Origin of the sequence: Pseudomonas kielensis (assembly GCF_030505375.1) — a bacterium.
Classification (GTDB): Bacteria; Pseudomonadota; Gammaproteobacteria; order Pseudomonadales; family Pseudomonadaceae; genus Aquipseudomonas; species Aquipseudomonas kielensis.
The window spans coordinates 4474685-4496411 of the sequence record NZ_CP130043.1 but is presented as its reverse complement, the minus strand read 5'-3'; the positions used below and the strand labels follow the sequence as shown (position 1 = coordinate 4496411).

General features: G+C 58.1%; 25 protein-coding genes and 1 pseudogene. 13 read left to right on the top strand and 13 right to left on the bottom strand.

The window, feature by feature from the left end:
- Positions 1-48 precede the first annotated feature (48 nt).
- The 3 genes from Q1W70_RS21020 to Q1W70_RS21010 all read right to left on the bottom strand — a co-directional run bounded on the left by Q1W70_RS21020 (position 49) and on the right by Q1W70_RS21010 (position 2451).
- On the bottom strand, positions 49-1503 hold the full coding sequence (locus tag Q1W70_RS21020) for a TrkH family potassium uptake protein (protein ID WP_166591958.1): 1455 nt from the start codon (positions 1501-1503) through the stop codon (positions 49-51).
- A 231-nt stretch (positions 1504-1734) separates the two neighbouring features.
- Positions 1735-2109 carry a tautomerase family protein gene (locus Q1W70_RS21015; RefSeq protein WP_166591959.1) on the bottom strand — a complete coding sequence of 125 codons (375 nt, stop codon included), beginning with the start codon at positions 2107-2109 and terminating at the stop codon, positions 1735-1737.
- A gap of 6 nt (positions 2110-2115) precedes the next feature.
- Positions 2116-2451, bottom strand: coding sequence for a carboxymuconolactone decarboxylase family protein (locus tag Q1W70_RS21010; protein WP_166591960.1), 336 nt, complete (start codon positions 2449-2451; stop codon positions 2116-2118).
- A gap of 108 nt (positions 2452-2559) precedes the next feature.
- Here Q1W70_RS21010 and Q1W70_RS21005 point away from each other — a divergent pair, with 108 nt between their 5' ends.
- A complete protein-coding gene (locus Q1W70_RS21005) occupies positions 2560-3447 on the top strand; it encodes a LysR substrate-binding domain-containing protein (RefSeq protein WP_166591961.1) in 888 nt (295 codons plus the stop codon).
- Positions 3448-3530: 83 nt separating this feature from the next.
- Here the strand turns inward: Q1W70_RS21005 and Q1W70_RS21000 are convergent, their stop codons facing one another.
- Entirely contained in the window at positions 3531-4745 is a 1215-nt protein-coding gene (locus Q1W70_RS21000; protein WP_302097849.1) for an aldose 1-epimerase family protein, read from the bottom strand.
- 236 nt (positions 4746-4981) lie between these two features.
- On the opposite strand from Q1W70_RS21000, the gene Q1W70_RS20995 reads away from it, so the two are divergent.
- On the top strand, positions 4982-5440 hold the full coding sequence (locus Q1W70_RS20995; RefSeq protein WP_166591963.1) for a GNAT family N-acetyltransferase: 459 nt from the start codon (positions 4982-4984) through the stop codon (positions 5438-5440).
- Between the two features lie 11 nt (positions 5441-5451).
- Positions 5452-5559 (top strand): annotated as a pseudogene (locus tag Q1W70_RS27345) (AAA family ATPase); the annotation flags it as partial.
- Between the two features lies 1 nt (position 5560).
- Here the strand turns inward: Q1W70_RS27345 and Q1W70_RS20990 are convergent.
- The 3 genes from Q1W70_RS20990 to Q1W70_RS20980 all read right to left on the bottom strand — a co-directional run bounded on the left by Q1W70_RS20990 (position 5561) and on the right by Q1W70_RS20980 (position 7210).
- A complete protein-coding gene (locus tag Q1W70_RS20990) occupies positions 5561-6085 on the bottom strand; it encodes a DUF3833 domain-containing protein (RefSeq protein WP_166591964.1) in 525 nt (174 codons plus the stop codon).
- Positions 6086-6104: 19 nt separating this feature from the next.
- Positions 6105-6656, bottom strand: a complete 552-nt coding sequence (locus tag Q1W70_RS20985) for a chalcone isomerase family protein (protein ID WP_302097847.1) — start codon at positions 6654-6656, stop codon at positions 6105-6107.
- 383 nt (positions 6657-7039) lie between these two features.
- Positions 7040-7210 (bottom strand): hypothetical protein, encoded by a 171-nt coding sequence (locus Q1W70_RS20980; protein WP_166591966.1) that lies wholly within the window; start codon positions 7208-7210, stop codon positions 7040-7042.
- A gap of 223 nt (positions 7211-7433) precedes the next feature.
- On the opposite strand from Q1W70_RS20980, the gene Q1W70_RS20975 reads away from it, so the two are divergent.
- Positions 7434-7799 carry a VOC family protein gene (locus Q1W70_RS20975; protein ID WP_166591967.1) on the top strand — a complete coding sequence of 122 codons (366 nt, stop codon included), beginning with the start codon at positions 7434-7436 and terminating at the stop codon, positions 7797-7799.
- Positions 7800-7966: 167 nt separating this feature from the next.
- Here Q1W70_RS20975 and Q1W70_RS20970 read toward each other — a convergent pair whose 3' ends face one another.
- Positions 7967-8425: a winged helix-turn-helix transcriptional regulator gene (locus tag Q1W70_RS20970; protein WP_166591968.1), complete on the bottom strand. Its 459-nt coding sequence runs from the start codon at positions 8423-8425 to the stop codon at positions 7967-7969.
- 137 nt (positions 8426-8562) lie between these two features.
- Here Q1W70_RS20970 and Q1W70_RS20965 point away from each other — a divergent pair, with 137 nt between their 5' ends.
- Positions 8563-9846 (top strand): MFS transporter, encoded by a 1284-nt coding sequence (locus Q1W70_RS20965; protein ID WP_166591969.1) that lies wholly within the window; start codon positions 8563-8565, stop codon positions 9844-9846.
- The gene (locus tag Q1W70_RS20960) at positions 9843-10739 is read left to right on the top strand and encodes an EamA family transporter (protein WP_075945233.1); all 897 of its coding nucleotides are present in this window, start codon (positions 9843-9845) and stop codon (positions 10737-10739) included. The genes Q1W70_RS20965 and Q1W70_RS20960 overlap by 4 nt, the downstream gene beginning before the upstream one ends.
- 232 nt (positions 10740-10971) lie before the next feature.
- On the opposite strand, the gene yddG is transcribed toward Q1W70_RS20960, so the two are convergent.
- From yddG to Q1W70_RS20940, 4 genes are all read right to left on the bottom strand, one after another.
- Positions 10972-11874: an aromatic amino acid exporter YddG gene (yddG, locus tag Q1W70_RS20955; protein WP_166591970.1), complete on the bottom strand. Its 903-nt coding sequence runs from the start codon at positions 11872-11874 to the stop codon at positions 10972-10974.
- Positions 11875-11978: 104 nt separating this feature from the next.
- Positions 11979-12755 (bottom strand): helix-turn-helix domain-containing protein, encoded by a 777-nt coding sequence (locus tag Q1W70_RS20950; protein WP_302097845.1) that lies wholly within the window; start codon positions 12753-12755, stop codon positions 11979-11981.
- Between the two features lie 426 nt (positions 12756-13181).
- Positions 13182-13628, bottom strand: coding sequence for an arsenic resistance N-acetyltransferase ArsN2 (gene arsN2, locus Q1W70_RS20945; protein WP_166591972.1), 447 nt, complete (start codon positions 13626-13628; stop codon positions 13182-13184).
- Positions 13629-13909: 281 nt separating this feature from the next.
- Positions 13910-14812: a LysR family transcriptional regulator gene (locus tag Q1W70_RS20940; RefSeq protein ID WP_166591973.1), complete on the bottom strand. Its 903-nt coding sequence runs from the start codon at positions 14810-14812 to the stop codon at positions 13910-13912.
- Between the two features lie 97 nt (positions 14813-14909).
- Between Q1W70_RS20940 and Q1W70_RS20935 the strand changes: the two genes are divergently transcribed.
- From Q1W70_RS20935 to Q1W70_RS20905, 7 genes are all read left to right on the top strand, one after another.
- Positions 14910-15920 (top strand): zinc-binding alcohol dehydrogenase family protein, encoded by a 1011-nt coding sequence (locus Q1W70_RS20935; RefSeq protein ID WP_302097844.1) that lies wholly within the window; start codon positions 14910-14912, stop codon positions 15918-15920.
- A gap of 98 nt (positions 15921-16018) precedes the next feature.
- A complete protein-coding gene (locus Q1W70_RS20930) occupies positions 16019-16318 on the top strand; it encodes a putative quinol monooxygenase (protein WP_166591998.1) in 300 nt (99 codons plus the stop codon).
- Between the two features lie 537 nt (positions 16319-16855).
- On the top strand, positions 16856-18046 hold the full coding sequence (locus tag Q1W70_RS20925; RefSeq protein ID WP_182340877.1) for a cation:proton antiporter: 1191 nt from the start codon (positions 16856-16858) through the stop codon (positions 18044-18046).
- A gap of 192 nt (positions 18047-18238) precedes the next feature.
- On the top strand, positions 18239-18973 hold the full coding sequence (locus Q1W70_RS20920) for an SGNH/GDSL hydrolase family protein (RefSeq protein ID WP_166591976.1): 735 nt from the start codon (positions 18239-18241) through the stop codon (positions 18971-18973).
- Positions 18966-19394: a nuclear transport factor 2 family protein gene (locus Q1W70_RS20915; protein ID WP_166591977.1), complete on the top strand. Its 429-nt coding sequence runs from the start codon at positions 18966-18968 to the stop codon at positions 19392-19394. Before Q1W70_RS20920 ends, Q1W70_RS20915 begins: the two co-directional genes overlap by 8 nt.
- Positions 19395-19498: 104 nt before the next feature.
- Entirely contained in the window at positions 19499-20110 is a 612-nt protein-coding gene (locus Q1W70_RS20910) for a DNA-3-methyladenine glycosylase family protein (protein ID WP_302097843.1), read from the top strand.
- Positions 20107-20397, top strand: coding sequence for an Ada metal-binding domain-containing protein (locus tag Q1W70_RS20905; protein WP_265537906.1), 291 nt, complete (start codon positions 20107-20109; stop codon positions 20395-20397). Before Q1W70_RS20910 ends, Q1W70_RS20905 begins: the two co-directional genes overlap by 4 nt.
- 83 nt (positions 20398-20480) lie before the next feature.
- Here Q1W70_RS20905 and Q1W70_RS20900 read toward each other — a convergent pair whose 3' ends face one another.
- On the bottom strand, positions 20481-21725 hold the full coding sequence (locus tag Q1W70_RS20900) for a saccharopine dehydrogenase family protein (protein ID WP_166591986.1): 1245 nt from the start codon (positions 21723-21725) through the stop codon (positions 20481-20483).
- Between the last annotated feature and the right edge of the window lie 2 nt (positions 21726-21727).

The following is a 21727-nucleotide window of genomic DNA, read 5'->3' as shown; positions in this document are numbered from 1 at the left end:
TTGACCACCACCCATGCACCTCTTAGACAAAGAGCCCGAAAATGTAGGTCAATATCGCCAGAAAACGGGAGTGATTAGCACCAACACAGTCAGAATTTCCAGTCGCCCTAGCAGCATTCCAACGGTCAGTAGCCATTTGGCAGCATCCGGTAATGTTGAAAAATTACCGGCCGGCCCAATGATCGTGCCAAGCCCCGGCCCGACGTTACACACCGCAGTAGCGGCGCCGCTCAATGCGGTTGTCCAATCCAGTCCAATGAGAGCCAGGCCCAAGGCGATGGCGGCAATCGTGATGGTGAAAAAAAACGAGAAGGTCAAAAGCGAGCGCACGATCTCCTCATCAATGGGATGACCGTTGTATTTCTTCTGAATCACGGCTCGAGGATGGATCAACTGCTTCAAACTACTGACCAGCAGTGCGGCAGCCACCTGAAAACGGAAGATCTTAAGACCGCCTGCAGTGGAGCCGGAACATCCACCGACAAAGGTCAGATAGAAAAACAGCAAGACAGCGAAGCTGCCCCACAAGGTGTAGTCACCCACTGCAACTCCGGTGGTCGTGACGACCGAGGTCACATTGACTGCCACGATACGAAACGCATCCCACCATCCGTAATCGCTGTGAAAACACAGCCAGGTACCCACCGCCAGCGATGTGACGAGCAAGAACCCAATAAATCCGCGTACCTGGTGATCCTTGATCAGCGCACGCCGATTGCCCCGCAATGTCGCGACATACAAGGTGAAAGGCAGGCTGCCCAGAATCATGATGGCCACCGCCACCCAGTGAATCGCGGGTTGTGTCCAATGCCCAAGTGAGGCGTCCGACGTTGAGAACCCCCCCGTAGAGATCAACGACATTGCGTGGTTGACCGCTTCAAATGGCGTCATTCCAGCGAGCCAGAGTGCCAGAGCGCCGATGCCGGTAAGCCCCAGATAGAGCAAAAGGATGTACTTGGCCGCCACATGGGAACGTGGCGTCACTTTCTCCGACCAGTCTGAGGACTCCGTCTGGAACAGGCGCATGCCGCCTACTCGCAACAGCGGAAGGATCGCCACAGCCATGCCGATAAAACCGATACCTCCCAACCAATGCAGCATGGAGCGCCATATCAACAAACCGGGAGATGCGGTATCCAGACCGGTGATTACAGTCGAGCCTGTGGTGGTGATGCCGGACATGGTTTCAAAAAACGCGTCGGTGTAGCTGATATCGCTGATGAACACCATTGGCAACGCTGCGAAGGTGCACACAACCACCCAACTGCCAGTCGTCAGCAGGTACATATCCCTGGGACGCAGCTGGCCGGTATCCGGGCGTCCTCGCACGATCAACAGGAGGCCACAGATAAAGGTAATCAAACTCGACCAGAGAAAGGCCGACAGATCGTCGCTACGCTCATAGGCCACCAGTGTGATCATGGGAATAGCCATGCTTATGGCCAGCGTGATCAGAAAAATGCCTAGGATGAAGCCGATAAGTCGAATTGCAGCGAGGGACATAACAGAGCGTTCCAAATGATCACCGCGCAGTATTAGATACCGATACTCAAGCCCCCGTAAATTTTACGTAAAATTTCTACCGGCAATCCCCCGGACTGCATACGCCAGAGGATTTTCAATGAGCCCGTGTTCACCATCGAACGTGGTCAAACGATCGCCGATCTGCATTAGCCAAAAAAGTTCGTCGTGGGGTAGACAGGTAACTACACGCCGACCCCGTGATTGCACCCGCTAGTTACCCCGCCCTCCCCCAAACGACCACTCATCGCCGGCCGTCGTGGTGATGACCACCATGACGTCCTCCGCGTTCAGGCCCGTCGAACGCCCCAACTTCTCGACCAGGTCGCGGTAAAAACCCTGCTTGGTCTCGACACTTCGTGGACGGCCTGCGGTGATCGCGATGAGCACAAAGTCATGGCTGCGCGGCCCGCCCAAGTAGTGCGGATCAAATATCAGCTCGCCGACCTCATGCTGGTGTATGACCTGGAAACGGTCTGCCTTCGGCACTTCGAAGCTCTCGACCAAGGCATCGTGCAACCCCTCGGACAACGCCTGTAAATACTCGAGCGACTTCCCGCGGTGCAGTGAAATTCGTGCAAAGGGCATCAGCGGTTACTCCTGGTGTTCTGCAAGGCAAGCCTGAAGTTCACTGAGCACATTCAGCGCCGAAGCCGCCGTCGGCCAACCGGAATAAAACGCCAGGTGGGTGATGACTTCGGCCAGTTCGTCGGCACTCAACCCGTTATCCAGCGCACGTTGCAAATGGAACGGCAATTGCTCGAGCCGGTACAGCGCCACCAGCGCGGCCACCGTCGCCAGACTGCGCTCACGAGGCCCCAATTGCGGGCGTGTCCACATGTCGCCAAACAATACGTTGTCGGTCAGTTCGGCAAACTTCTGCGGGTAGCTGCTCTGCTGTTCCCGCCCCGTGACCCTCGATGCACTCATGATGTTTTCCCCCGAATGTCCCAATTGACGGGGGCAAACTATCAAGTCGCGACAATGCCGAATATCAGATTTAATGGCACCCATCATCCCGAATTAGTGGACCATTTCATGCGCCGCCCAACCTTCGACCTCGACGTACTGCGCACCTTCGTCACAGGCGTGGAGTTCAACAGTTTTGCCAAAGCGGCGGATCGCCTCGGTCGGTCGACGTCTGCCGTCAGCGCTCAATTGAAGAAACTCGAGGAGCAGATCGGCACGCCGGTACTGGCTAAATCCGGTCGCGGACTGGTCTTGACCCCCACGGGAGAAGCCCTGCTCAGCCATGCCCGTCGGCTGCTGGAGCTGAACGACGGCATCTTCCAGACCCTGCGTGAAAGAGAGACTGCCGGCAGCCTCTGCTTCGGGCTTCAAGAGGACTTTGGGGAACACTTCCTGAGCGAAATCCTGCGGCGCTTCGTCCAGACGTACCCGAGAGTGAAACTGGAGGTCCGGATCGCCCGTAATGCCGAATTGCTGGCGCTGATCCAAAGCGCCGATCTTGACCTGGCCCTGACCTGGGACACCGGGCACCAGTCGCCCTATGCCACGCGTCTGGGCGAGACACCGATGCACTGGATCGGGGCCCGCGATACGCCATTGCTGGGGGCCCTTGAAGCATCACCGCTGCCCTTGATCATGTTCGACGCGCCGTGCGTCATGCGCAGCGCCGCCACCCAGGCGCTGGATGCCGCGCAAATACCCTGGCGGATCGCCCTCACCAGCCCTAGCGTTGGCGGCATCTGGGCGGCCGTCACCGCCGGGTTGGGCCTGACCCTGCGCACCCGCATCGGCCTGCCGAGCCATCTCACTGTGGTTGCCGGCTTACCCCCCGTGCCAAGCCTTGGTTATGTGCTCCACAGCAATGGCGATGACCCCACGCCGGCCGCCCGCCAATTGGCCGCATTGATCAAAACGAGCCTGCAAGAACAGGCGTTTCGTTTCACGATGGCCAAGTAATCGACGGTACCCAAGGGTTCAGTTCGAGCGATACGCACAACAGGCGAGACACCGATCCACGGCCGACAAGGCCCTAGCCGGTGTCAGCCCTTGGTCAGATCAACCAACGGCGTCTGCCGCACCTCGGTCTCCCGCTCACCCTGAATCTCGCTCACCCGCTTCAAGGCCTTATCCACGGCCGCCTTGTCCGCCAACAAGCTGTAGCTGATGCGGAACTGCTTGTGCTCCTTGGGCCCAATGGTGGGGACCAGGTTCAGGGGCCGCTGATAACGGCGGTTGTAGGAAAAACTTGTTCCCGGCTCCAGCCCCGTGACATAGCCCTGGCCTTGGGTATCGGTGTTTTTCCACAGGGAAAACACCGGCAGTGTCTGAGTATTGAAGCCAACCGAAACGCCCAGGCTGCCGGCCTTGTTATGCAGCACGGTCAACGTATCGCCCTTGGCATCGGCATACGGCACCACGTTGTAAACCGTTTCGTCGTAGTCCTTGGTCGGTGCGCGGTAGGTTTGCCACTCGGGCAGATCGCCCTTGGCCTTGTCGTTGAACGGCGACACCTGTTTCACCGGCGCGGCGAAACGAGCGCCCTGCTCCAGGAACGGCGTACTGAAGTTACTGTGATACAGCGCCTGGTATTCCTTCGGATAGTCGCCGTTGTTGGTCAGGGTGTCGTTGAGGGCGAACACTACGCTGCCGGGTTCGGTGACCAGTTCGGTCGCGACGGAGAAGTCGACCTTCTTGAACGCCTGCTCTTTCAGTTCGCCGCGCAGGGTGATGGCGTACGGCGGTTTTTCATCGATGTGCAGGGTGACTTTGTTCGCAGGAATGTTGGCGGCCCGACCGTGCAGGGTCAGCAGTTCGCCGTTGTCGACGCCGGGATGGCCGACCCATTCGTACCCGCAGCGGGTGACCAGCTCATTGAAACCTTCCAGCCAGCCCAGACCTCCGCGGCCATTGAGTTCGATGAAGGACGGATTGACCACTTCCTTGACCGGCGAATCCCAGCCCATGCGCACATCGCCGACCGAGGCCTGCAAGACGTTCATGCCGCGAGTCGGCACTACCGAGAGTTTCATCGTGCCGTTATCGATGTCGACGATGCTGACACCCTCCTGCCGACCGCCGTGCAAGGTGCGCAGGGTAACGCTGAAGGGGGTGTCGGTTTTTATGCCCAGTTGCTGGCTGGTGATCTGCCAGCTCTGGGCGGCTTTGTCGGTGTCGAGCAGAACGTAATCCCAGGCCATGGCCTGGGAGGCAGCGGACAGTGCGCTGAGGGCAACAACGAGTTTGAGCGGGGTCATGGCAGCAGCCTTTCTTGGAGTTGTGCCATTTTTATAAACGCGATGAAACGTTTCAGCAAGCTTAAAAAGCGGCACAGCGCCGGCAATGAATCGATTCATGATCGCCGCCCCACTCCGATCTTGTGGTCGAAGGGCTAGGCGATCCTGCTGACATTCACATAGTCTGTACCGCCTGCCGACGGCTGTAGGCTTATTCAAACCCCACCGGCGGGACGAAAACATAAGGAGTGTTTCAGATGCTGCGAGTGGATTGGCTCGATAATCAAATGGATAAATGCGGCCTGATGGCCGAATGGATTTATCGGGAATTCAGTTACGAGTTTGCGCAACAATCTCTTTCGAGTTGGCAACAGGAATTCGCTGAAGGACAGCGTGATGGCAGTTGGAAGTGTCTGATCGCAACAGAACAAGACCAGTTGCTGGGCGGCGCCACGCTTGCCAGTAGCGACCTCTCTGACCGACCCGATCTAGGCCCATGGCTTGCGTGTGTTTTCACCGCCCCTGAAGCCAGGCGCAGAGGGCTCGCAACGCAGTTGATCGAAGGCATCTGCAGCCATGCAAAAGATGCTGGATTCACGACCTTGTACTTGCACACCCACAGCCAGAGCCATTACTACACAAAGCTCGGCTGGACGGTGTTGGAGCGCTTTGAGGTTTGGGGCAAAGAGCACTGCCTCATGTCGCGGAGTTTGTAGCCAACGCCGACTTCGACATTCCTGGGCTGACGCCACCCACCTGGCAGTCTCTGTTGGATCATGAGTACGAGCCGTGGGTGCGCCAGCCAAAAACCCAGCGTGGCGCAGTCCGCTCTTGAATCAGGGTTGCTTGCGGAAGAACAAGGTGATCTGGCCGACCTCCACCCCGAACTTGGTCATGAACGAACGGTTGATCATCGTGTTCTTGTCCATCAGGTACATCCAGTCGTCCAACTGAACCTGATACACCTCGCCGTCCACCGGTAGGCTCAGCACGTATTTCCAGCGCAGTGTATTGCCTGCCACCTCACCCAGCGCCTCGCCCACCACGTCGCCAGCGGTTCCGCGCCATTGACTGGAGCCAACCGGGGTCAACGTCCACACTCGTTTTTGCCGGGTACCGTCGCTGTACGTAAACGATTCGTCGAGTATCAGCTTGCTGCCTTCGGAGTGGCCAATGATCTCCACATGGAAGCGCTTGGCAACCAGGCCAGAGCGCTTTTGAAACATACCCCAGGCTTCAACCCGACCCTCGAAGAATTCTCGCAGCTCAAGCGTGGGCGTCTCCTGGCTGTAGCTTTGCACATCCACCGGGCTGCAACTTGCAAGGCCAAGACACAGCAGCAGTATCCCTATCTTCAACATGTGCATTTCCTCAGCGGTCTCAGGGTTTAGCTGCACCCAGCAATTGGGCGCGCAGCTCCGGGTTGCGTGTTCGGGGGTCAAGCCATATCGAAAAAAAGGCTTTGGCGAACGCAACATCGCTCACCACATGCCGAAGGTGCTCTCCGACGTAAAAGCGCGCGCCCTCCCTCGGCATATAAACGCCGGTGATGCGGTCACCGGCACGCACATCGACAAACGCCTGGAACATCTCCGACTCCCAGCGGGCCATCAGCTCGGCATCCAGGCCGTTGGGCGACAAGCGACGGATTTCCTTGAGGCTGGCCTCAACCAGATCATCGCGACTGATAGCGCGCCGGTAGGTCAGCTCCAGCGCAAAAGGCACATCCGCCCCCAGGGTTTCACCGGCAATCAGGCGTGAGCTCCAGAACTGCGCGCTGTAAATGGAAAACCCGAACACGCGCAACTCCCCGGAACCCAGCCGGCGAGCATTGGGAATAGCCTCGCGCCAATCAGCAAACAGTTCTGCGCTCTGGAGCATCAGAACAAAACAGATAGCGTGGCGGATAAAGCGGCCCGTCTGCCTGGTCATGCAAAGCCCTCGATATGACGCAATCGGCACCTTTAAAAGTTATACCAAATGCTTATTTTGTACAGGAAATATCTCAAACTCGACTGCCCCCACCAAAACGGACGGCAGCGATCCCGGCGAAATGACTTAATTACGATGGATTTGAAGACGATCTACGCCGAAAAAAGAGGTTAGTGCGAGGAAGGTTTTGACGAAAATACTCCATCCGCGAGGGGGGCCAGGGGCTGGCTTCGGCACGCGTTAATGAGCCGGTAGCGTCGCCTGGTGATCTGGCGTCAGCAATAGGGGCTGGAAATGGCGATTATCAGCGGGCTTTTTAGGCCTTATCTGCACAAAACATATACAAACGCATCCGATAGGTACAACAAAAAGGCGATGACCACTCACGCCTTCCTTTGACGGTGAATGCCCGCGCTGCGCTTGGAAAACAAAGCCCCGGCGGCGATTTGTTGAGATTTGCAGTGATCGGTATCAGGCACCACGAGTGGGTCGCGCATAGCAGCGCTGGCTTTTTCGATGTGCTGGTTCAAACCCAATATTCTGTCGTTCAGCACATTTTCACTCCCGCGGGCGTTCACTCATGAAACTTGCCAGCGAGCAAAATTGCGGTATAGCGCTGCCATACGCTCAATACAGAATCTGTAATGGGTCGATTGCGATGGGTCGTTACAGGCAGCAACCGGCCAATAGCGGTCTATCGACAACGGCACACACAGTGTTGAAAATGAGCCCGGCTCTCAGCGCCTGCCGTCTATCAACAATTTTCAGGGAAGAACCATGCAACCATCACTCAATCGGATAATGCTGTACGTCAGAAATGTTCAGGAGACTTGCGATTTTTATCAGCGCCATTTCGGCTTTGTCAGCGAGCGTGATGCTGATGACCGGGTCGTCGAATTGAGGTCTGCGAACGGCGGTGCGATTCTAATGGTTCACCTAGCGGCAAAAAGCGTCAAGACAGGCCAAGTCACCGTCAAACTTGTCTTTGACATCGAGGATGTCGATGGCTTTAAGGAAAAATGCCTGACGCAAGGACTGAAGTTTGGAGCCACACACAAGGCCGACGGCTATACCTTCGCTAATGCCAAAGACCCCGACGGCAATTCGATTTCCATTTCTAGTCGAGCGTTTGCCGCACCCTAAAACTAGTCACTGCTCCATCTGGAGTTGTGAGTCTGCTGATGACGTTTTCTGCCTCTCGCGACGGGCAGAAAACGGCCAAAAGCGGACATGCTCATGTCAACTACGCCCAGCACACTGGCTCTAATTATCCCGGCGTCGTTCTGGTTGGAGGCAAGTCTGCTGTCGATTCACGACTCGCCGCCAACAAGTCTCACTCTGTGGCAGTCAGACGGTCCAAGTTTTTGACCGTTTGATGAGCGAACATCAATCGGCATCAGAGGCTGGCCGGACTCGTTGTCTATCAGCACGGAACGCGTCTCCTGCGGCTTGAACAGGAAACGTTCGCCCCACTGCCTGAGACTTATCACAACTGGAAAGATCTCCCTTCCTTTTTCCGTAAGGACGTACTCCTTGTAGGCACTGCCATCTGACGCCGGTCGAATGTCGAAAACGCCGACCTCAACCAGCGTCTTCAGTCGCGATGCCAGAATATTCTTGGCCACGCCCAAGCTCTTTTGGAATTCGCTGAACCGGCGAATGTCGTCAAAAGCGTCGCGGATGATCATAAGCGACCAACGATCCCCAATGGCCTCCAGCGTCCTTGCTACCGGGCATTCGCTGCTGTGTGGTGAGGCATATTCTTCCATCTTTTTGACCTTGTGCGGTGTGGGGTGGCCAAGTCTGTCCACCAGTCTGGCGCAATGTGGTTGCAATTTAAAACCTGATGCGGCAACAATGAAATCTAGTTTCTAATTAAAACCAGATTAGCACCATGGAGGTGCACATGACAGCAGATGCCGACTCAGTCACCAAGCGGTTCTCCAGACATCCTTCGCAATTGCTGCATTCAGATACCGCTGAGAGCAGCAGCTGCGACCGCTCTCCAGGGCTTTCTCCGGCGCTGACGTTATTGTTATCTATCACCTGCGCACTGACCGTAGCCAACGTTTACTTCGCGCAACCGTTACTCGACTCAATGGCACTCAGCCTGGGTGTGGCCTCATCAATGATCGGCGTTGTGGTGACGGCCACTCAGGTTGGTTACGCGTTGGGGTTGCTGTTCATAGTCCCGCTGGGCGATTTGATAAACCGCAAGCGGCTGATTCTGACGCAGGTACTGCTGTCGGCGGCGGCGCTCGCGGCGGTCGGTGCGGCACAGCAGTGGCTGGCCCTGTTGGGCGCCATGATCATGATGGGCTTGTTGGCAGTGGTCGTTCAGGTATTGGTGGCATACGCGGCCGCGCTGGCAACACCCTCACAACGCGGGCAATCAGTCGGGACAATAACCAGTGGAATTGTCCTGGGCATTCTTCTGGCTCGGTTTACCTCTGGCCTGATTGCGGACATCGCGGGCTGGCGCGCCGTTTACTTCGTGTCCTCAGGATTGATGCTGACCATCGCGACGGTGCTGTGGAAAGTGGTTCCTGTCGCGGCGGCGCCAAGGCACAAAGATTCCTACCTGGCGCTCATCAGTTCACTCTTCAAACTATTCATCACCGAACGCACCTTACGCACCAGGGGCCTTCTGGCTTTACTGATCTTTGCCGCGTTTTCCGTGCTGTGGACATCCATGGTGCTGCCACTGAGCGCACCGCCGCTGTCGCTTTCACACACGGCCATCGGCCTGTTTGGATTGGCCGGCGTCGCCGGCGCCCTTGCTGCCAGTAAAGCCGGTCGCTGGGCCGATCAAGGCCTGGGGCAGCGAGTGACCGGTATTTCGCTGGGGCTCCTGACACTGTCCTGGTTGCCCATCACGTTTGCCGAGACGTCCCTCATCGCACTGGTCTGCGGCGTAGTCTTGCTCGACTTCGCGGTGCAAGCAGTGCACGTCACCAACCAGAGCCTCATTTTTGCTGCACGACCCGACGCCCAAAGTCGCATGGTCGGCGCCTACATGTGCTTCTACTCGGTCGGCAGCGCACTGGGAGCCGCAGCGGCGACCCAGGTTTATGCGCTTTGGGGCTGGATTGCAGTAAGCCTGCTGGGCGCCTTGATCAGCGCTACTGCCCTGGTGCTGTGGTTTTTCACGTTTCATTTTTCAACAACCCATCAAGGAAGATCAGCATGAGAGCCAGGCACCTACTGCTCGCAATCTCGATTACTGCCATATGGGGCTTGAATTTCTCGGTTATCAAACTGGGCCTCACCAGTGTTGACCCGCTGATTCTTGCTGGCATTCGCTTCACGCTTTGCGCACTTCCAGCGATCTTTTTCATTCCGAAACCCGATGTGCAGTGGCGCTACCTCATTGGTTACGGTCTGGTCTTCGGTATCGGACTTTGGGGCGTCGTTAACCTTGGTATTAAGTCTGGTCTTTCCGCAGGGATCGCTTCGCTTGTGCTTCAGTTCAGCGCATTTTTCACCATCCTGCTGGGCTCATGGATATTCAAGGAAGCGATTTCCCGCTACCAACTTGCGGGTATGGGTATCGCCTCCTGTGGTTTGTTGAGCATCATCTCAATTGTTGATGGGACAGTAACGACGGCCGGGCTGGTATTGGTGCTGATGGGAGCGGTCGCCTGGAGTGCAGCCAACGTGATCAACAAAAAAGCGAAGACCACCCAGGTCTTCGCTTTCCTGGTGTGGTCCAGTGCGTTTTCACCCATCCCTCTTTTCGCGCTGGATTACGCTGTTAACGGATCGACGGGTTACAGCGCACTGGTGAATCAACTCGACTACCGCGCCGTCCTGTCGATCCTGTTCCAGGTCTACCCCAATACACTGTTCGGCTACTGGGTGTGGAATTCACTTCTGAAACGATATCCAGTGTCTACAGTCGCGCCATTGTCGTTATTGGTGCCGGTATTCGGACTGCTTGGTTCAGTCATGATTTTCAGTGAGAGCCTGTCAGCCAACAAAATCGTTGCAGTGGTTCTAATTGTGTCGGGTCTTGGCGTCGGCTTATACGGACAACGCGTCCTCAGTGCGGTGCTCAAGCGTTCTGACCGATGCCCATCGTGATGTAACAGCATGAGCTGGAGATCTTCTGAACACTGCTGAAACCCACCATGGATTCAGTCGATATAGATGACAGGCTAAAGGGTCGCCAGGTGCCCTTCGCGACAGGCAGCAATCGGCCACTTTGCGCTTGCTTTCAATGTCAGTTAGGGGTCGTTTTCTGCCTCTCGTGACGGGCAGAAAACGGCCAGAGGCGGTCATCAAGTGTCTAGATAAGCCGGGACGGTTCAATGCTTCAACTTTTTGACTCAGTGGCGATAACGGCGCCGACGATAATCAGCAGTGCGGGAATAATCAGGATCGGGCTGGCATGGCTTTGCCCTATGGCCACCAGCAGCAGGGTCGAGATCAGGGGGGCCAGATAGGAGAGAGCGCCGAGCATCGCCAGGCTGCCGTGCTTGGTGGCGTGGTCCCAGGCGAAAAACGCCAGGCCCACCGGCCCCAGGCCAAGGCCGACGATGGCCGCCCATTGCCCGGTGCTTGGAATGACCGCGGTTTCAAACGCCAGATGGCAGACCAGGCCGGCCACTGCGACGAGGCCACAGATGCCACCAATGATGCTGCTTGGCACGTCGCTGAAGCGGCGGTTGATCACCGAATAGGACGACCAGACCAGCGCGCAGGCGAAGGCGGCCAGGTAACCGGCTACCGGCATGGCGGCGGCTTCACCCGAGGCGCGCTGTTGCATGATGAACGCCGTACCGGCCAACCCCAGCAGCGCGCCGAGCAATTGGCGTTTGCGCAGCCGTTCCCCCGCGCTGAAGGCCGAGAGCAGCACAATCAACAATGGCCACAGGTAGGCAATCAGACTCGCCTCGGTAGCCGGGGCAGCCTTGAGGGCGAAAAAATACAGCGCGTGGTAGGCGAATATCCCGAGAAAACCGACCGCCCATACCGACCAGGGCTGACGCCAGCTGCGAAACCCCGCCATGCCGTTGCGGCCAAGGATGCACAGGCTCGCCACAAACGCAACGGCAAAACTCAGGGTCAGCAGTTGGAAGGGCGGAATGCCTTCGGTGAGGCTGGTCAGCAACGCCAGGCATGACCACAGGAACACCGCGATCACGCCGATGGCGGTGGCCGAGGCTGCGGCTCTGACAGACACCTGTGTTTTGGCAGTGTGCGTCGCTTCGGTCATCTACGCCCCGTCTGATTTATCCTTGTCAGTGGGGCAATGATAGAAAGGTCCGGCCGGGCGGGTATTGATGAGCACTGCTGAAGATTTGTTCAGGCCTGCCGGACTCAACTTACCCGCGAACTTCGGCGCACCGCGGCCGGGGTCAGGTCGCGGTTCTTTTTCAGGGCGTGGGTGAGTGCGCTTTGATCGGCATAACCGACGCGGTGGGCGATCTCGGTGATCGACAGCGCGGTTTCGCACAGCAAGTCGATAGCACGGTTGAGGCGCAAGGTGGCGATATGCGCAAAAGGCGTGCTCTTCAAATGCCGAGCGAACAGTACGTAGAGTCGCCGCTCGCTGGTACCTGCCACCCGTGCAATCTCCATGGCGCTGAGCCGGCTGTCCAGATGGCTTTCGATGTAAGCGAGAGCCCGTGCCAGGGTGAACTGACCATGCTCAGGGATGATTCCGGGCGGTAGCGTCAGCGAAGACAGCAGCAAAGTACTCCAGGACTCCGCCACCTGAGGTGAACTGGTCAGCAGGGGTGCGCTGCGGCTGGCGTATTCGAGTAAATGGCGGATTTCCGGGCGTACCGGGAAAAAGCGTTTGCCGGCCAGGAGTCTGGTCGACAGGTCGACATTCTTGGGCCCGCCGAAGGTCGTCGCCGGCACGTCGAGCACCAAAAAGGTATTGGTCTTTTGCGCCAGAAACGCATGGCGAGCACCGGCAGGAATTACCAGGCCCTGACTCCAGTCGACCTTGCCGCCCCGACCGTCGACTTCGATGTCCATGGAGCCGGACTGCGGCAGCACGAGCTGATGAAAGTCGTGATCGTGCAGTTCGACTTGGCCCGAATACGAACGAAGGGCCAGTGAAACCGCTGGGTTGTCGTGACTGCCCATAGCGCATCTCCGTTGGCTCAGTTTCACATCATGCCTGAGTCAGAGAGCCCGGTGCCACTCCCGCGAGCGCTCAGGAGAGATGCGACGGGTCATCGTTTTCCAATGACTGCCCGGTCGTTATTCCTGCTTGATTGACTGGAAAAGGGGACGAAAAAGGGGACATTCATTAGCCTCCCCAAACGACCGCTCTTGGCCGATTCTGTTGAAAAAGTCGGCCATGGTTTCCACGGTAGAGAAGTATGCGTTTGAGATTGAAATCTTCACGTTGAGCAGAGGATTCGCGGCTCAGATTTCGCATAGCGACGCGCAAAAAAGGCATGTTGAGCAGTCAGTACGTGGGCAGTCTGGAAGTACCGACTTTTTCAACAGAATCGGCCAAAAGCGGGCGTTCGCTAATAATGACCCAGTAGCGCTGCGATGACTCACTCAGCGCAGAGGGGATCTGCTTAACGTTTTCCGCAGGTAGCTTGCTGACGAAGGGCACAAATGCTTGAACTGAGCTGTCTGGGAAATTGCGACAGGTGCCTTATCCCTATCAAGCCGTTCGTACCCGTTGGCCGTGAAAAAATCAACAGCACTTTGGGTCAACAAATGCAGTCGGTCTGCGCCTCGGGAGACCGCGTATTGTTCCAGTTCCGACAACACCGCCGAGCCCAGTCCTGCTCCACGATGCTCCTCGCAAACGACCATAGATCGCAATAGTAGATCGGGACCAGTACCCTCCAACCCTCCGTAAGCAACCATTTCCCCATCCACGTCGAATCGGTAAAACTGTCGCCCGGGATCGCTCACATCATCGTAGGGCAATCCAGCTTGACTCAGGGACGCGCGGAGCTGATTCAAACCGCTCGCTTCTACTTCAATCATCTGCATTTTCAGTGCTCTTATAGGCTCTCTGATACTCAATGCTAGCAGGCTCAATCCTTATCACCGATCAATCGACGACGGCACCTGAATTCGTCCGCTTTGGGTCGTTTTCAGCCGGTCGCGACAGGCAGAAATCGGCCAGAAGAAGACATCAGGTGTGTCTGAGAATTAGAGGCGATTGAGGGCTGAAAAATCCTATATCAGTAAGAACTGATAGCGGCAATTTGCTGCATATCAAGACGTGTTTCGGCTTGAAGATTCAAAAGGATCATCAAACGACGGATTTTCTAATCCTCCCTGACAAAAGGAGGAATGGCGATGAACCGTTTCCTCAACCACTGATGAAGCTCGGCTACGGCCCGCGATACTTGCCCACGGTGGGGGCAGGCGAAACTCAGAGGGTACACGTCACCGGGAAAATCAGTCAGCAGCACCACGAGCCTTCCCGCTTGCACATCGACGCTGACATCCAGCCAGGACTTGTAGGCGATACCTTCACCTTCCAGTGCCCAGCGGCGCACCACATCGGCATCATCGCTAAACAACGGGCCGGCGACTTGCACCGTTTGCGTGCCCAATTGCCAGCGGTCATGCAGTCGGCCGCTTTGTAGGTAGGGCAGGCACGTGTGACGCAATAGGTCTTCTGGCGTTCGTGGCGCGGTACGGCGTGCCAGATAGTCCGGCGACGCCACCAGTACCCGGCGGTTCAATGGAACTAGGGGCAGGGCAATGTAGTTAGCGTCTTCGTTCAGGCCATAGCGGATGGCCACGTCCACCGGGTCGCGAAACAGGTTGCTCACTTGATCGGAGAGCAGAAAGCGTAGGTTCAACTCAGGATGCAGGTGCCGAAAATCCGTGAGCCACGGCAGTAAGATATTGCGTCCCAGATCAGACGGGGCGGCGATCTGCAGGGTACCGCGCAGTGGTGCATTGTCACCGCGCAGGTTCGCCCGTCCTTGCTCCAGGTGCTCGAGCACTGACCGAGCTGTGGGCAAGTATTGCTCGCCTTCAGCGCTGAGGCGCAGGCTGCGCGTAGTACGGGTAAATAGGCGCACCCCCAACTCCCGCTCCAGCCGCTTAATAGCGGCTGAAACCTGCCCCGGCAGCAAATCAACTTCGACCGCCGCTGCGGTAAAGCTGCCCAGGGCGGCGCTGCGCAGGAACAGCCCAAGATCATCGATACGAATCATTTTCCCTCCAGCAGTGAAAGTGTTACTGCATTGTGTTGATTTTTCTTTGTAGTGGGAAAGGTAAAGATGCACGCAACCCCATCATCAATGAGTTGTCATGAAAGCCATTGCCTTTACGGAGCACGGTCTACCTATCAACGACCCGCGCTCCCTCCAAGACGTGAACATCGCCGCACCTATGCCAGGCCCTAGGGATTTACTGGTGGAAGTGGAAGCGGTTGCGGTCAACCCGGTGGACACCAAAGTCCGTTCCGGTAGCTTCGCCAAAGAACCGAAAATACTCGGCTGGGACGCGGCCGGCACCGTGCGGGAAGTGGGCGCCGACGTCAGTTTGTTCAAGCCTGGCGACAAGGTCTACTACGCCGGCTCGCTGACCCGGGCAGGCAGTTACAGTGAACTGCAGGTAGTGGATGAGCGCATTGTCGGGCACCGGCCGCAGTCATTGAGCGCTGCCCACGCTGCTGCCTTACCGCTGACATCGATTACAGCCTGGGAATTGTTGTTTGATCGTCTAGGCGTCAGCGAAGGCGGCAGCGATGGCGATGTATTGCTGGTAGTCGGTGCTGCCGGCGGTGTGGGGTCGATGCTGGTACAACTGGCTCACGAGCTGACCGGCATGACCGTGATTGGTACCGCTTCGCGCCCGGAAACCGCTGACTGGGTCAAGCGCATGGGCGCCGACCATGTGATCGACCATCGCCAGCCGATGCTGGCCCAATTGCAGGTTCTGGGGATTGGCGAGGTCAGTTATGTGGCCAGCCTGACGCACACCGAGGAGCACCTGGCGCAGTTGATCGAAGTGTTGCGCCCTCAGGGTCGCCTGGGGGTGATTGATGATCCACGCAGCCTGGATGTGATGCCACTCAAGCTCAAGTCTTTATCCCTGCATTGGGAACTGATGTTCACCCGCTCACTGTTCGAAACCCCGGACATGATCAACCAGCATCACCTGCTCAATCGCATTGCCCAACTGATCGACCAAGGCATTTTGCAGACCACACTGGGTGAGCATTTTGGGGTCATAAATGCCGCCAATATGCGCCGCGCCCACGCGCTGGTCGAAAGCAACAAAGCGTGGGGCAAGATTGTTCTAGAGGGCTTTGCATGAACACCTTAATCAGATCGATGGGCTTATCGTTACTGGTGTTGTTGATCGGCGGATGCGGCAGCCAACACCCAACCCTTTCTTCTGACGGAACTACCACTATGCAAAAATCATTGATATCCATCGCCGTACTCAAGGCCAAGCCAGGCAAACAGCAGGCGCTCAAGCAAGGCTTGTTGGCGTTGGTTGAACCAACGCGCACCGAGCCCGGTAATCTTGACTATGTGCTGTTTGAGCTGCGCGATGAACCCGGCACTTTCTACATGCGCGAAGCGTTCAAGGACCAGGCGGCCCTCGATGTGCATTTTGCAACGCCGTACTTCAAACAATTTGCGGCAACCGCCGATAGTTTGCTCAAGGAGCCTTTGCAACTGATCTTCCTTGAGCAGGTCTCGAACTGAGACAGCCTCGTTTCACATGCCGTCTTGTGAATCGCTCCTGATTTCTCAGACACATCGAATGTCTGCTCCTGGCCGTTTTCTACCTCTCGCGACAAGCAGAAAACGGCCGATTCTATTAAAAACAGTCGGAACGCCTGCTTTACACGCCCCCACCTGAAATCCGACTCCGGAAGCCTCTCCAAACCATAAAAACGTCAATCTCCAACACCTACTTTTCTGATACGCAAACCAGACCGACCTTTTCAACAGAATCGATCAAAGTCGGTCTCCCCTCCCCAGCAAGCAATCCTGGTCCAAAACAAAACCCCAGGTTATCTACCGATATCAATCCACGCCGCTGCAGGCCGGCGGGCTTTGTCCATTCGTCTGTTCTTGCGGTCAACAGCTGAATGAGGTGCGCATCCAAAGTAGCACCACCTATGCTTAGCACAGCCCTCTTTAGAAGACGTCGTGTTCCATGCCTGAAGCCCGTGCCGGCAGGTTATTGACCTAGAGGCTGCGTGCTCCAGCTGCCCATCCTGAACAGGCGGGTCATCGATGTATCAGAACTTAGCGCTGCTTGCCGCCTTCCTCCTGACCTACAGCATCTTTGCGGGGCGCCTGGAGTCCAGTCTGCTCAATGGCCCGCTAATGTTCATGCTGGCCGGTCTGATTCTCGGCCCGGCCGTTCTGGGCATTATGCAACTCCAGATTGACAGGTATGGCCTCAAGTTCCTGGCGGAGCTGACACTGGCGATTGTTCTGTTCAGCGATGCGGCCAACGCCGACCTGAAGGTCCTGCGGGCCAATGAAGGACTTCCGTTGCGCTTGCTGATGGTGGGGCTGCCCCTGACCATCGCAGCGGGTTGGCTCGTCGGCATATGGCTGTTCCCACAGGTTCCACCGTTGGAAATAGCAATACTGGCGACCCTTCTGGCGCCCACCGATGCGGCGCTCGGCAAGGCGGTGGTGAGCAACCCCCAGGTTCCCGCGTCCGTGCGTGAAGGGCTAAACGTTGAGAGCGGGTTGAATGACGGAATCTGCGTCCCCGTGTTGCTTGTGTTTTTGGCATTGCTGGTTGAACAACAGACACAGTCCCCCCTCTCACTGGCGTTCGAGTTAGTCATCGAGGAGCTGGGCATCGGTGCATTGATCGGTGTCAGCCTGACGCTCATCGCCTGGCGGTTGCAGCGCTACTCCGCAAAACACCAATGGCAAACGCCCATGTGGTCACAGTTGACCCTGCCCGGGCTCGCCATTCTGTGCTTTGCCACCGCGCAGACACTGGGTGGCAGCGGGTTTATCGCCGCGTTCGTCGGTGGGTTGCTCGCCAGCTTTCTGTTTACCGAGCAAAAGCACCAGATGCTCAAGGCCAGCGAAGAGTTCGCCAGCCTGCTATCGGTCATCACTTGGGTCGTATTTGGCGCACTGGTGATCCCTTGGGCCTGGAGCAGTCTCACCCTGAACATCTGGCTTTACTCGGTGCTCAGCTTGACCGTGATTCGCATCCTGCCCGTGCTGATCAGCCTGGTGGGAACACGCTTCGATTTCGAAACCCGCCTCTTCATCGGTTGGTTCGGCCCACGAGGCCTGGCCAGCATTGTCTTCGCCGTCATGATATTGGCCTCCCCTCTACAGGAAAGTCGCACCTTGGTGGCGACGGCGGTCTGTACCGTTTTACTCAGTGTGCTGCTGCACGGCCTGACTGCCAATCCATGGGTCGCGCGGCTAGCCAATCGTAATCATTGATCGTTGTCAGAAACACCACCGCGTTGAGGATGCCCTGGGCTTCGGCGTCAACGCTGCTCATGGAAGCGGGTTTGAAAGTCAGCTATAAGCTTTTACCCCCTTGCGTGACATACGGTGATCCCATTGGCAGCGATCCAACATTGCATGTATTGCCCACCGCCAGTAATGGCGCGTCGGACCTGAGCCTCGAGCATGTCTGAACGTTTGAGCAAACTGCTGCTAGGTCCCCTGCTCCTGCTGCAGGGCCTGTACACCCGGCGGGTCACCCCGCGGTTGCCGGAAGCCAGCGGTGCACGCCAGGGCCTGGCGGGCAACGGCGCGCGCCTGCGCTTGCTGATTGTCGGGGATTCGGCCATTGCCGGGGTGGGTGCCGCGACCCAGGATGAGGCCTTGAGCGGGCAACTGGTCGCTCGGCTGGCTGAGGGCTTTCAGGTGAGCTGGCAGCTCTGGGCGCAGACCGGGCTGGATTCCCAGGGCCTGCTGGAACTGCTCGACAGCCAGGACGCGCAGCCCTTTGATGTGGCGGTGCTGGGTATCGGTGTCAACGATGTCACCAGCAGCCTTGGCGCCGATCAATGGCTGACACGGCAACAGCGCCTGCTGGGGGTCTTGAAGGACAAGTTCGCAGTGCAACAGTTGGTCATTTCTCCACTGCCGCCGATGCACCTGTTCCCCGCACTGCCCCAGCCGTTGCGCTGGTACCTGGGCAACCGGGCCAGGCGCTTCAACCAACACCTGGCCACCCTGATCGCTGCCCAGCCATCCTGTAGCCTCCTGACCCTGAGCCTGGCCCCGGAGGCCGGCATGATGGCCGCCGATGGTTTCCATCCTGGGCCTGTGATCTACAGTCTCTGGGCAGAGCACGCCGCCCGGGCCATTACCGGGCAGCGGCACACGGATAAAAACCCAGGAGTCGAACATGTCTGAACTCAACCTGTCCCCCAACGTCGCCACCGCCCTGGCCCAGTGGCACGCCATGCTCGACCAGGGTGACTTGCGCGCACTGCCCGAGCTGCTGGCCCCCGAGGCGGTGTTCCGCTCGCCCATGGCCCACACGCCCTACCCCGGCGCGCCGGTGGTGGCGATGATCCTCAACACGGTGTTCCAAGTGTTCGAGGACTTTACCTACCACCGCGAACTGGCGAGTGCCGACGGGCTGAATGTGGTGCTGGAGTTCAGTGCCCGGGTCGGCGACAAGCAACTCAAAGGCATCGACATGATCCGCTTCAACGCGGAGGGGAAAATTGTCGAGTTCGAAGTGATGGTGCGGCCGATGAGTGCCTTACAGGCCCTGGGGGATGAGATGGGCCGGCGCCTGGCTGCATACCTGGCGGCGAGCAAGGCCTGATGGCCCAGGCGCCAGCCTGGATTTAAACGCAAGACACCGGGTGCGAGGTGGCGCACGGACGACTAGTCTGTCCGCCATACCTTCACTGCTGCCCCGGATGACCCATGCCTTATGACCGCGCCCGCCAGTTCCTCGCCGCCCTTGACGACGACTGGGCGCGGCATGTCGCGGCCATCGGCCCATGCCTGCATGAACCCAAGCCAACCCGCGATCCCTACGAAGCCCTGGTGCGGGCCATCGCCTATCAGCAACTGCACGTGCGGGCCGGCGATGCGATTGTCGGGCGTTTGCTCGCGCTGTTCCCGGGGCAGCCCTTCCCCAGTGCCGCGCAGTTGCTGGCCAGTGACGGTGACGCGCTGCGCCGCTGCGGGTTCTCCGCGAGCAAGGTCGCGACTATCCGGGGCATCGCTGACGCCACCTTGAGCGGCGTAGTCCCGGATTACCCCACGGCGCAAGCCATGGACGACGAGACGCTGATTGCGCGCCTGACGCCGTTGCGCGGGGTCGGTCGCTGGACCGTGGAGATGTTGCTGATCTATACCCTCGAACGCCCGGACATCCTGCCCGCCGACGACTTTGGCGTGCGTGACGGATACCGCCGCCTCAAGGGCCTGGAACAGACGCCCACCCGTAGACAGATGCTCGAGCTCGGCCAAGCCTGGAGCCCGTATCGGACGGTTGCCGCGTGGTATTTGTGGCGAGTGCCCAGAGGATGAAAACCTACTGGCTGCTCAACGAGAAACGACAGAAGGTCGCCAGCCCGGTGCCCGGCCTGTTGGGCGGCCACCGGCGCTCGAAGATCTACGGTCGCCTGGATTGCCCAGGCGCCTTGCGTGCCATCGCCCGGGGCGGCTACGTCACTCATCGGGTGTTTTTTGCCGATGAGGCCGCCGCCCTGGCGGCCGGTTTCAGGCCATGTGCGGTGTGTTTGCCCGAGGCTTATCGGGCGATGGCACGCAGCGCGACAGCCGTACCCCGGGTAACGCTTTTCAGACGATGCTGAAAATGGGCCGGGCACACAAAACAAAACGCCGCTCAATGAGCGGCGTTCTTGTGCGCGGGGCGATTACCAGGACCTGGAAGGTCTCAGGCCTCGCTGTCCCATGGACGATCGCCACGCTCATCCTTGACGCGGGTCGGCAGGCCCATCACGTCCAGCGCCTTGAGGAACGGCTCGGCTGGCAGCTCCTCGACGTTGACCATGCGTTGCACGTCCCACTCGCCACGGGCGACCAGCAAGGCCGCGGCTACCGGTGGCACGCCAGCGGTGTAGGAAATGCCCTGGCTGTCGGTTTCGGCATAGGCTTCCTCGTGATCAGCCACGTTGTAGATGAACACTTCGCGCGGCTGGCCATCCTTGGTGCCCTTGACCAGGTCGCCGATGCAGGTCTTGCCGGTGTAGCCCGGCGCCAGCGAACTTGGATCCGGCAGCACGGCCTTGACCAGCTTCAACGGCACCACTTCCAGGCCTTCGGCGGTCTTGACCGGTTGCTCGGAGAGCAGGCCAAGGTTCTTGAGCACGGTGAACACATTGATGTAGTGCTCGCCGAAGCTCATCCAGAAACGCACGTTGGCCACGCCGAGGTTCTTCGACAGGGAGTGCACTTCATCGTGGCCGGTGAGGTAGAGGTTCTGCGCGCCGACGACGGGCAGGTCGTCGGTGCGTTTGACTTCGAACATGGTGTTGCTGGTCCACTGGCTGTCCTGCCAGCTCCACACCTGTCCGGTGAATTCGCGGAAGTTGATTTCCGGGTCGAAATTGGTGGCGAAATATTTGCCGTGGGAACCGGCATTGACGTCGAGAATGTCGATCGAATCAATGCGGTCGAAATACTGTTGTTGCGCCAGGGCTGCATAGGCGTTGACCACACCCGGGTCGAAGCCCACGCCGAGAATGGCGGTGACGTTCTTCTGCTGGCATTCCTCGAGGTGCTTCCACTCGTAGTTGCCATACCAGGGCGGCGTTTCACAGATCTTGCCCGGCTCTTCGTGGATGGCGGTGTCCAGGTAGGCGACACCGGTATCGATGCAGGCACGCAGCACCGACATGTTGAGGAACGCGGAACCGACGTTGATGACGATCTGCGATTCGGTTTCGCGGATCAGCGTCTTGGTCGCTTCGACATCCATGGCGTCCAGGGCGAAAGCCTGGATATCGGCGGGCACTTTGAGGCTGCCCTTGGCCTTGACGCTGTCGATGATGGCCTGGCATTTGGAGATGTTGCGCGACGCGATAGCAATACGACCGAGTTCATCGTTGTGCTGCGCGCACTTGTGGGCCACCACCTTGGCGACACCTCCTGCACCAATGATAAGTACGTTCTTCTTCAATT

Excerpts from the sequence above, each read along its gene's own strand:
- Q1W70_RS20915 (WP_166591977.1), top strand. The coding sequence starts at position 18,966 with ATGTCTGAACTCAACCTGTCCCCCAACGTCGCCACCGCCCTGGCCCAG.
- Q1W70_RS20950 (WP_302097845.1), bottom strand. The coding sequence starts at position 12,755 with ATGGGCAGTCACGACAACCCAGCGGTTTCACTGGCCCTTCGTTCGTAT.
- Q1W70_RS20990 (WP_166591964.1), bottom strand. The coding sequence starts at position 6,085 with ATGTTGAAGATAGGGATACTGCTGCTGTGTCTTGGCCTTGCAAGTTGC.
- Q1W70_RS20910 (WP_302097843.1), top strand. The coding sequence starts at position 19,499 with ATGCCTTATGACCGCGCCCGCCAGTTCCTCGCCGCCCTTGACGACGAC.
- Q1W70_RS20925 (WP_182340877.1), top strand. The coding sequence starts at position 16,856 with ATGTATCAGAACTTAGCGCTGCTTGCCGCCTTCCTCCTGACCTACAGC.
- arsN2 (WP_166591972.1), bottom strand. The coding sequence starts at position 13,628 with ATGCAGATGATTGAAGTAGAAGCGAGCGGTTTGAATCAGCTCCGCGCG.
- Q1W70_RS20970 (WP_166591968.1), bottom strand. The coding sequence starts at position 8,425 with ATGGAAGAATATGCCTCACCACACAGCAGCGAATGCCCGGTAGCAAGG.
- Q1W70_RS20930 (WP_166591998.1), top strand. The coding sequence starts at position 16,019 with ATGCAAAAATCATTGATATCCATCGCCGTACTCAAGGCCAAGCCAGGC.
- Q1W70_RS20995 (WP_166591963.1), top strand. The coding sequence starts at position 4,982 with ATGCTGCGAGTGGATTGGCTCGATAATCAAATGGATAAATGCGGCCTG.
- Q1W70_RS20935 (WP_302097844.1), top strand. The coding sequence starts at position 14,910 with ATGAAAGCCATTGCCTTTACGGAGCACGGTCTACCTATCAACGACCCG.
- Q1W70_RS21020 (WP_166591958.1), bottom strand. The coding sequence starts at position 1,503 with ATGTCCCTCGCTGCAATTCGACTTATCGGCTTCATCCTAGGCATTTTT.
- Q1W70_RS20975 (WP_166591967.1), top strand. The coding sequence starts at position 7,434 with ATGCAACCATCACTCAATCGGATAATGCTGTACGTCAGAAATGTTCAG.
- Q1W70_RS20965 (WP_166591969.1), top strand. The coding sequence starts at position 8,563 with ATGACAGCAGATGCCGACTCAGTCACCAAGCGGTTCTCCAGACATCCT.
- Q1W70_RS20985 (WP_302097847.1), bottom strand. The coding sequence starts at position 6,656 with ATGACCAGGCAGACGGGCCGCTTTATCCGCCACGCTATCTGTTTTGTT.
- Q1W70_RS20905 (WP_265537906.1), top strand. The coding sequence starts at position 20,107 with ATGAAAACCTACTGGCTGCTCAACGAGAAACGACAGAAGGTCGCCAGC.
- Q1W70_RS21015 (WP_166591959.1), bottom strand. The coding sequence starts at position 2,109 with ATGCCCTTTGCACGAATTTCACTGCACCGCGGGAAGTCGCTCGAGTAT.
- Q1W70_RS21005 (WP_166591961.1), top strand. The coding sequence starts at position 2,560 with ATGCGCCGCCCAACCTTCGACCTCGACGTACTGCGCACCTTCGTCACA.
- yddG (WP_166591970.1), bottom strand. The coding sequence starts at position 11,874 with ATGACCGAAGCGACGCACACTGCCAAAACACAGGTGTCTGTCAGAGCC.
- Q1W70_RS20940 (WP_166591973.1), bottom strand. The coding sequence starts at position 14,812 with ATGATTCGTATCGATGATCTTGGGCTGTTCCTGCGCAGCGCCGCCCTG.
- Q1W70_RS20920 (WP_166591976.1), top strand. The coding sequence starts at position 18,239 with ATGTCTGAACGTTTGAGCAAACTGCTGCTAGGTCCCCTGCTCCTGCTG.
- Q1W70_RS20960 (WP_075945233.1), top strand. The coding sequence starts at position 9,843 with ATGAGAGCCAGGCACCTACTGCTCGCAATCTCGATTACTGCCATATGG.
- Q1W70_RS21000 (WP_302097849.1), bottom strand. The coding sequence starts at position 4,745 with ATGACCCCGCTCAAACTCGTTGTTGCCCTCAGCGCACTGTCCGCTGCC.
- Q1W70_RS21010 (WP_166591960.1), bottom strand. The coding sequence starts at position 2,451 with ATGAGTGCATCGAGGGTCACGGGGCGGGAACAGCAGAGCAGCTACCCG.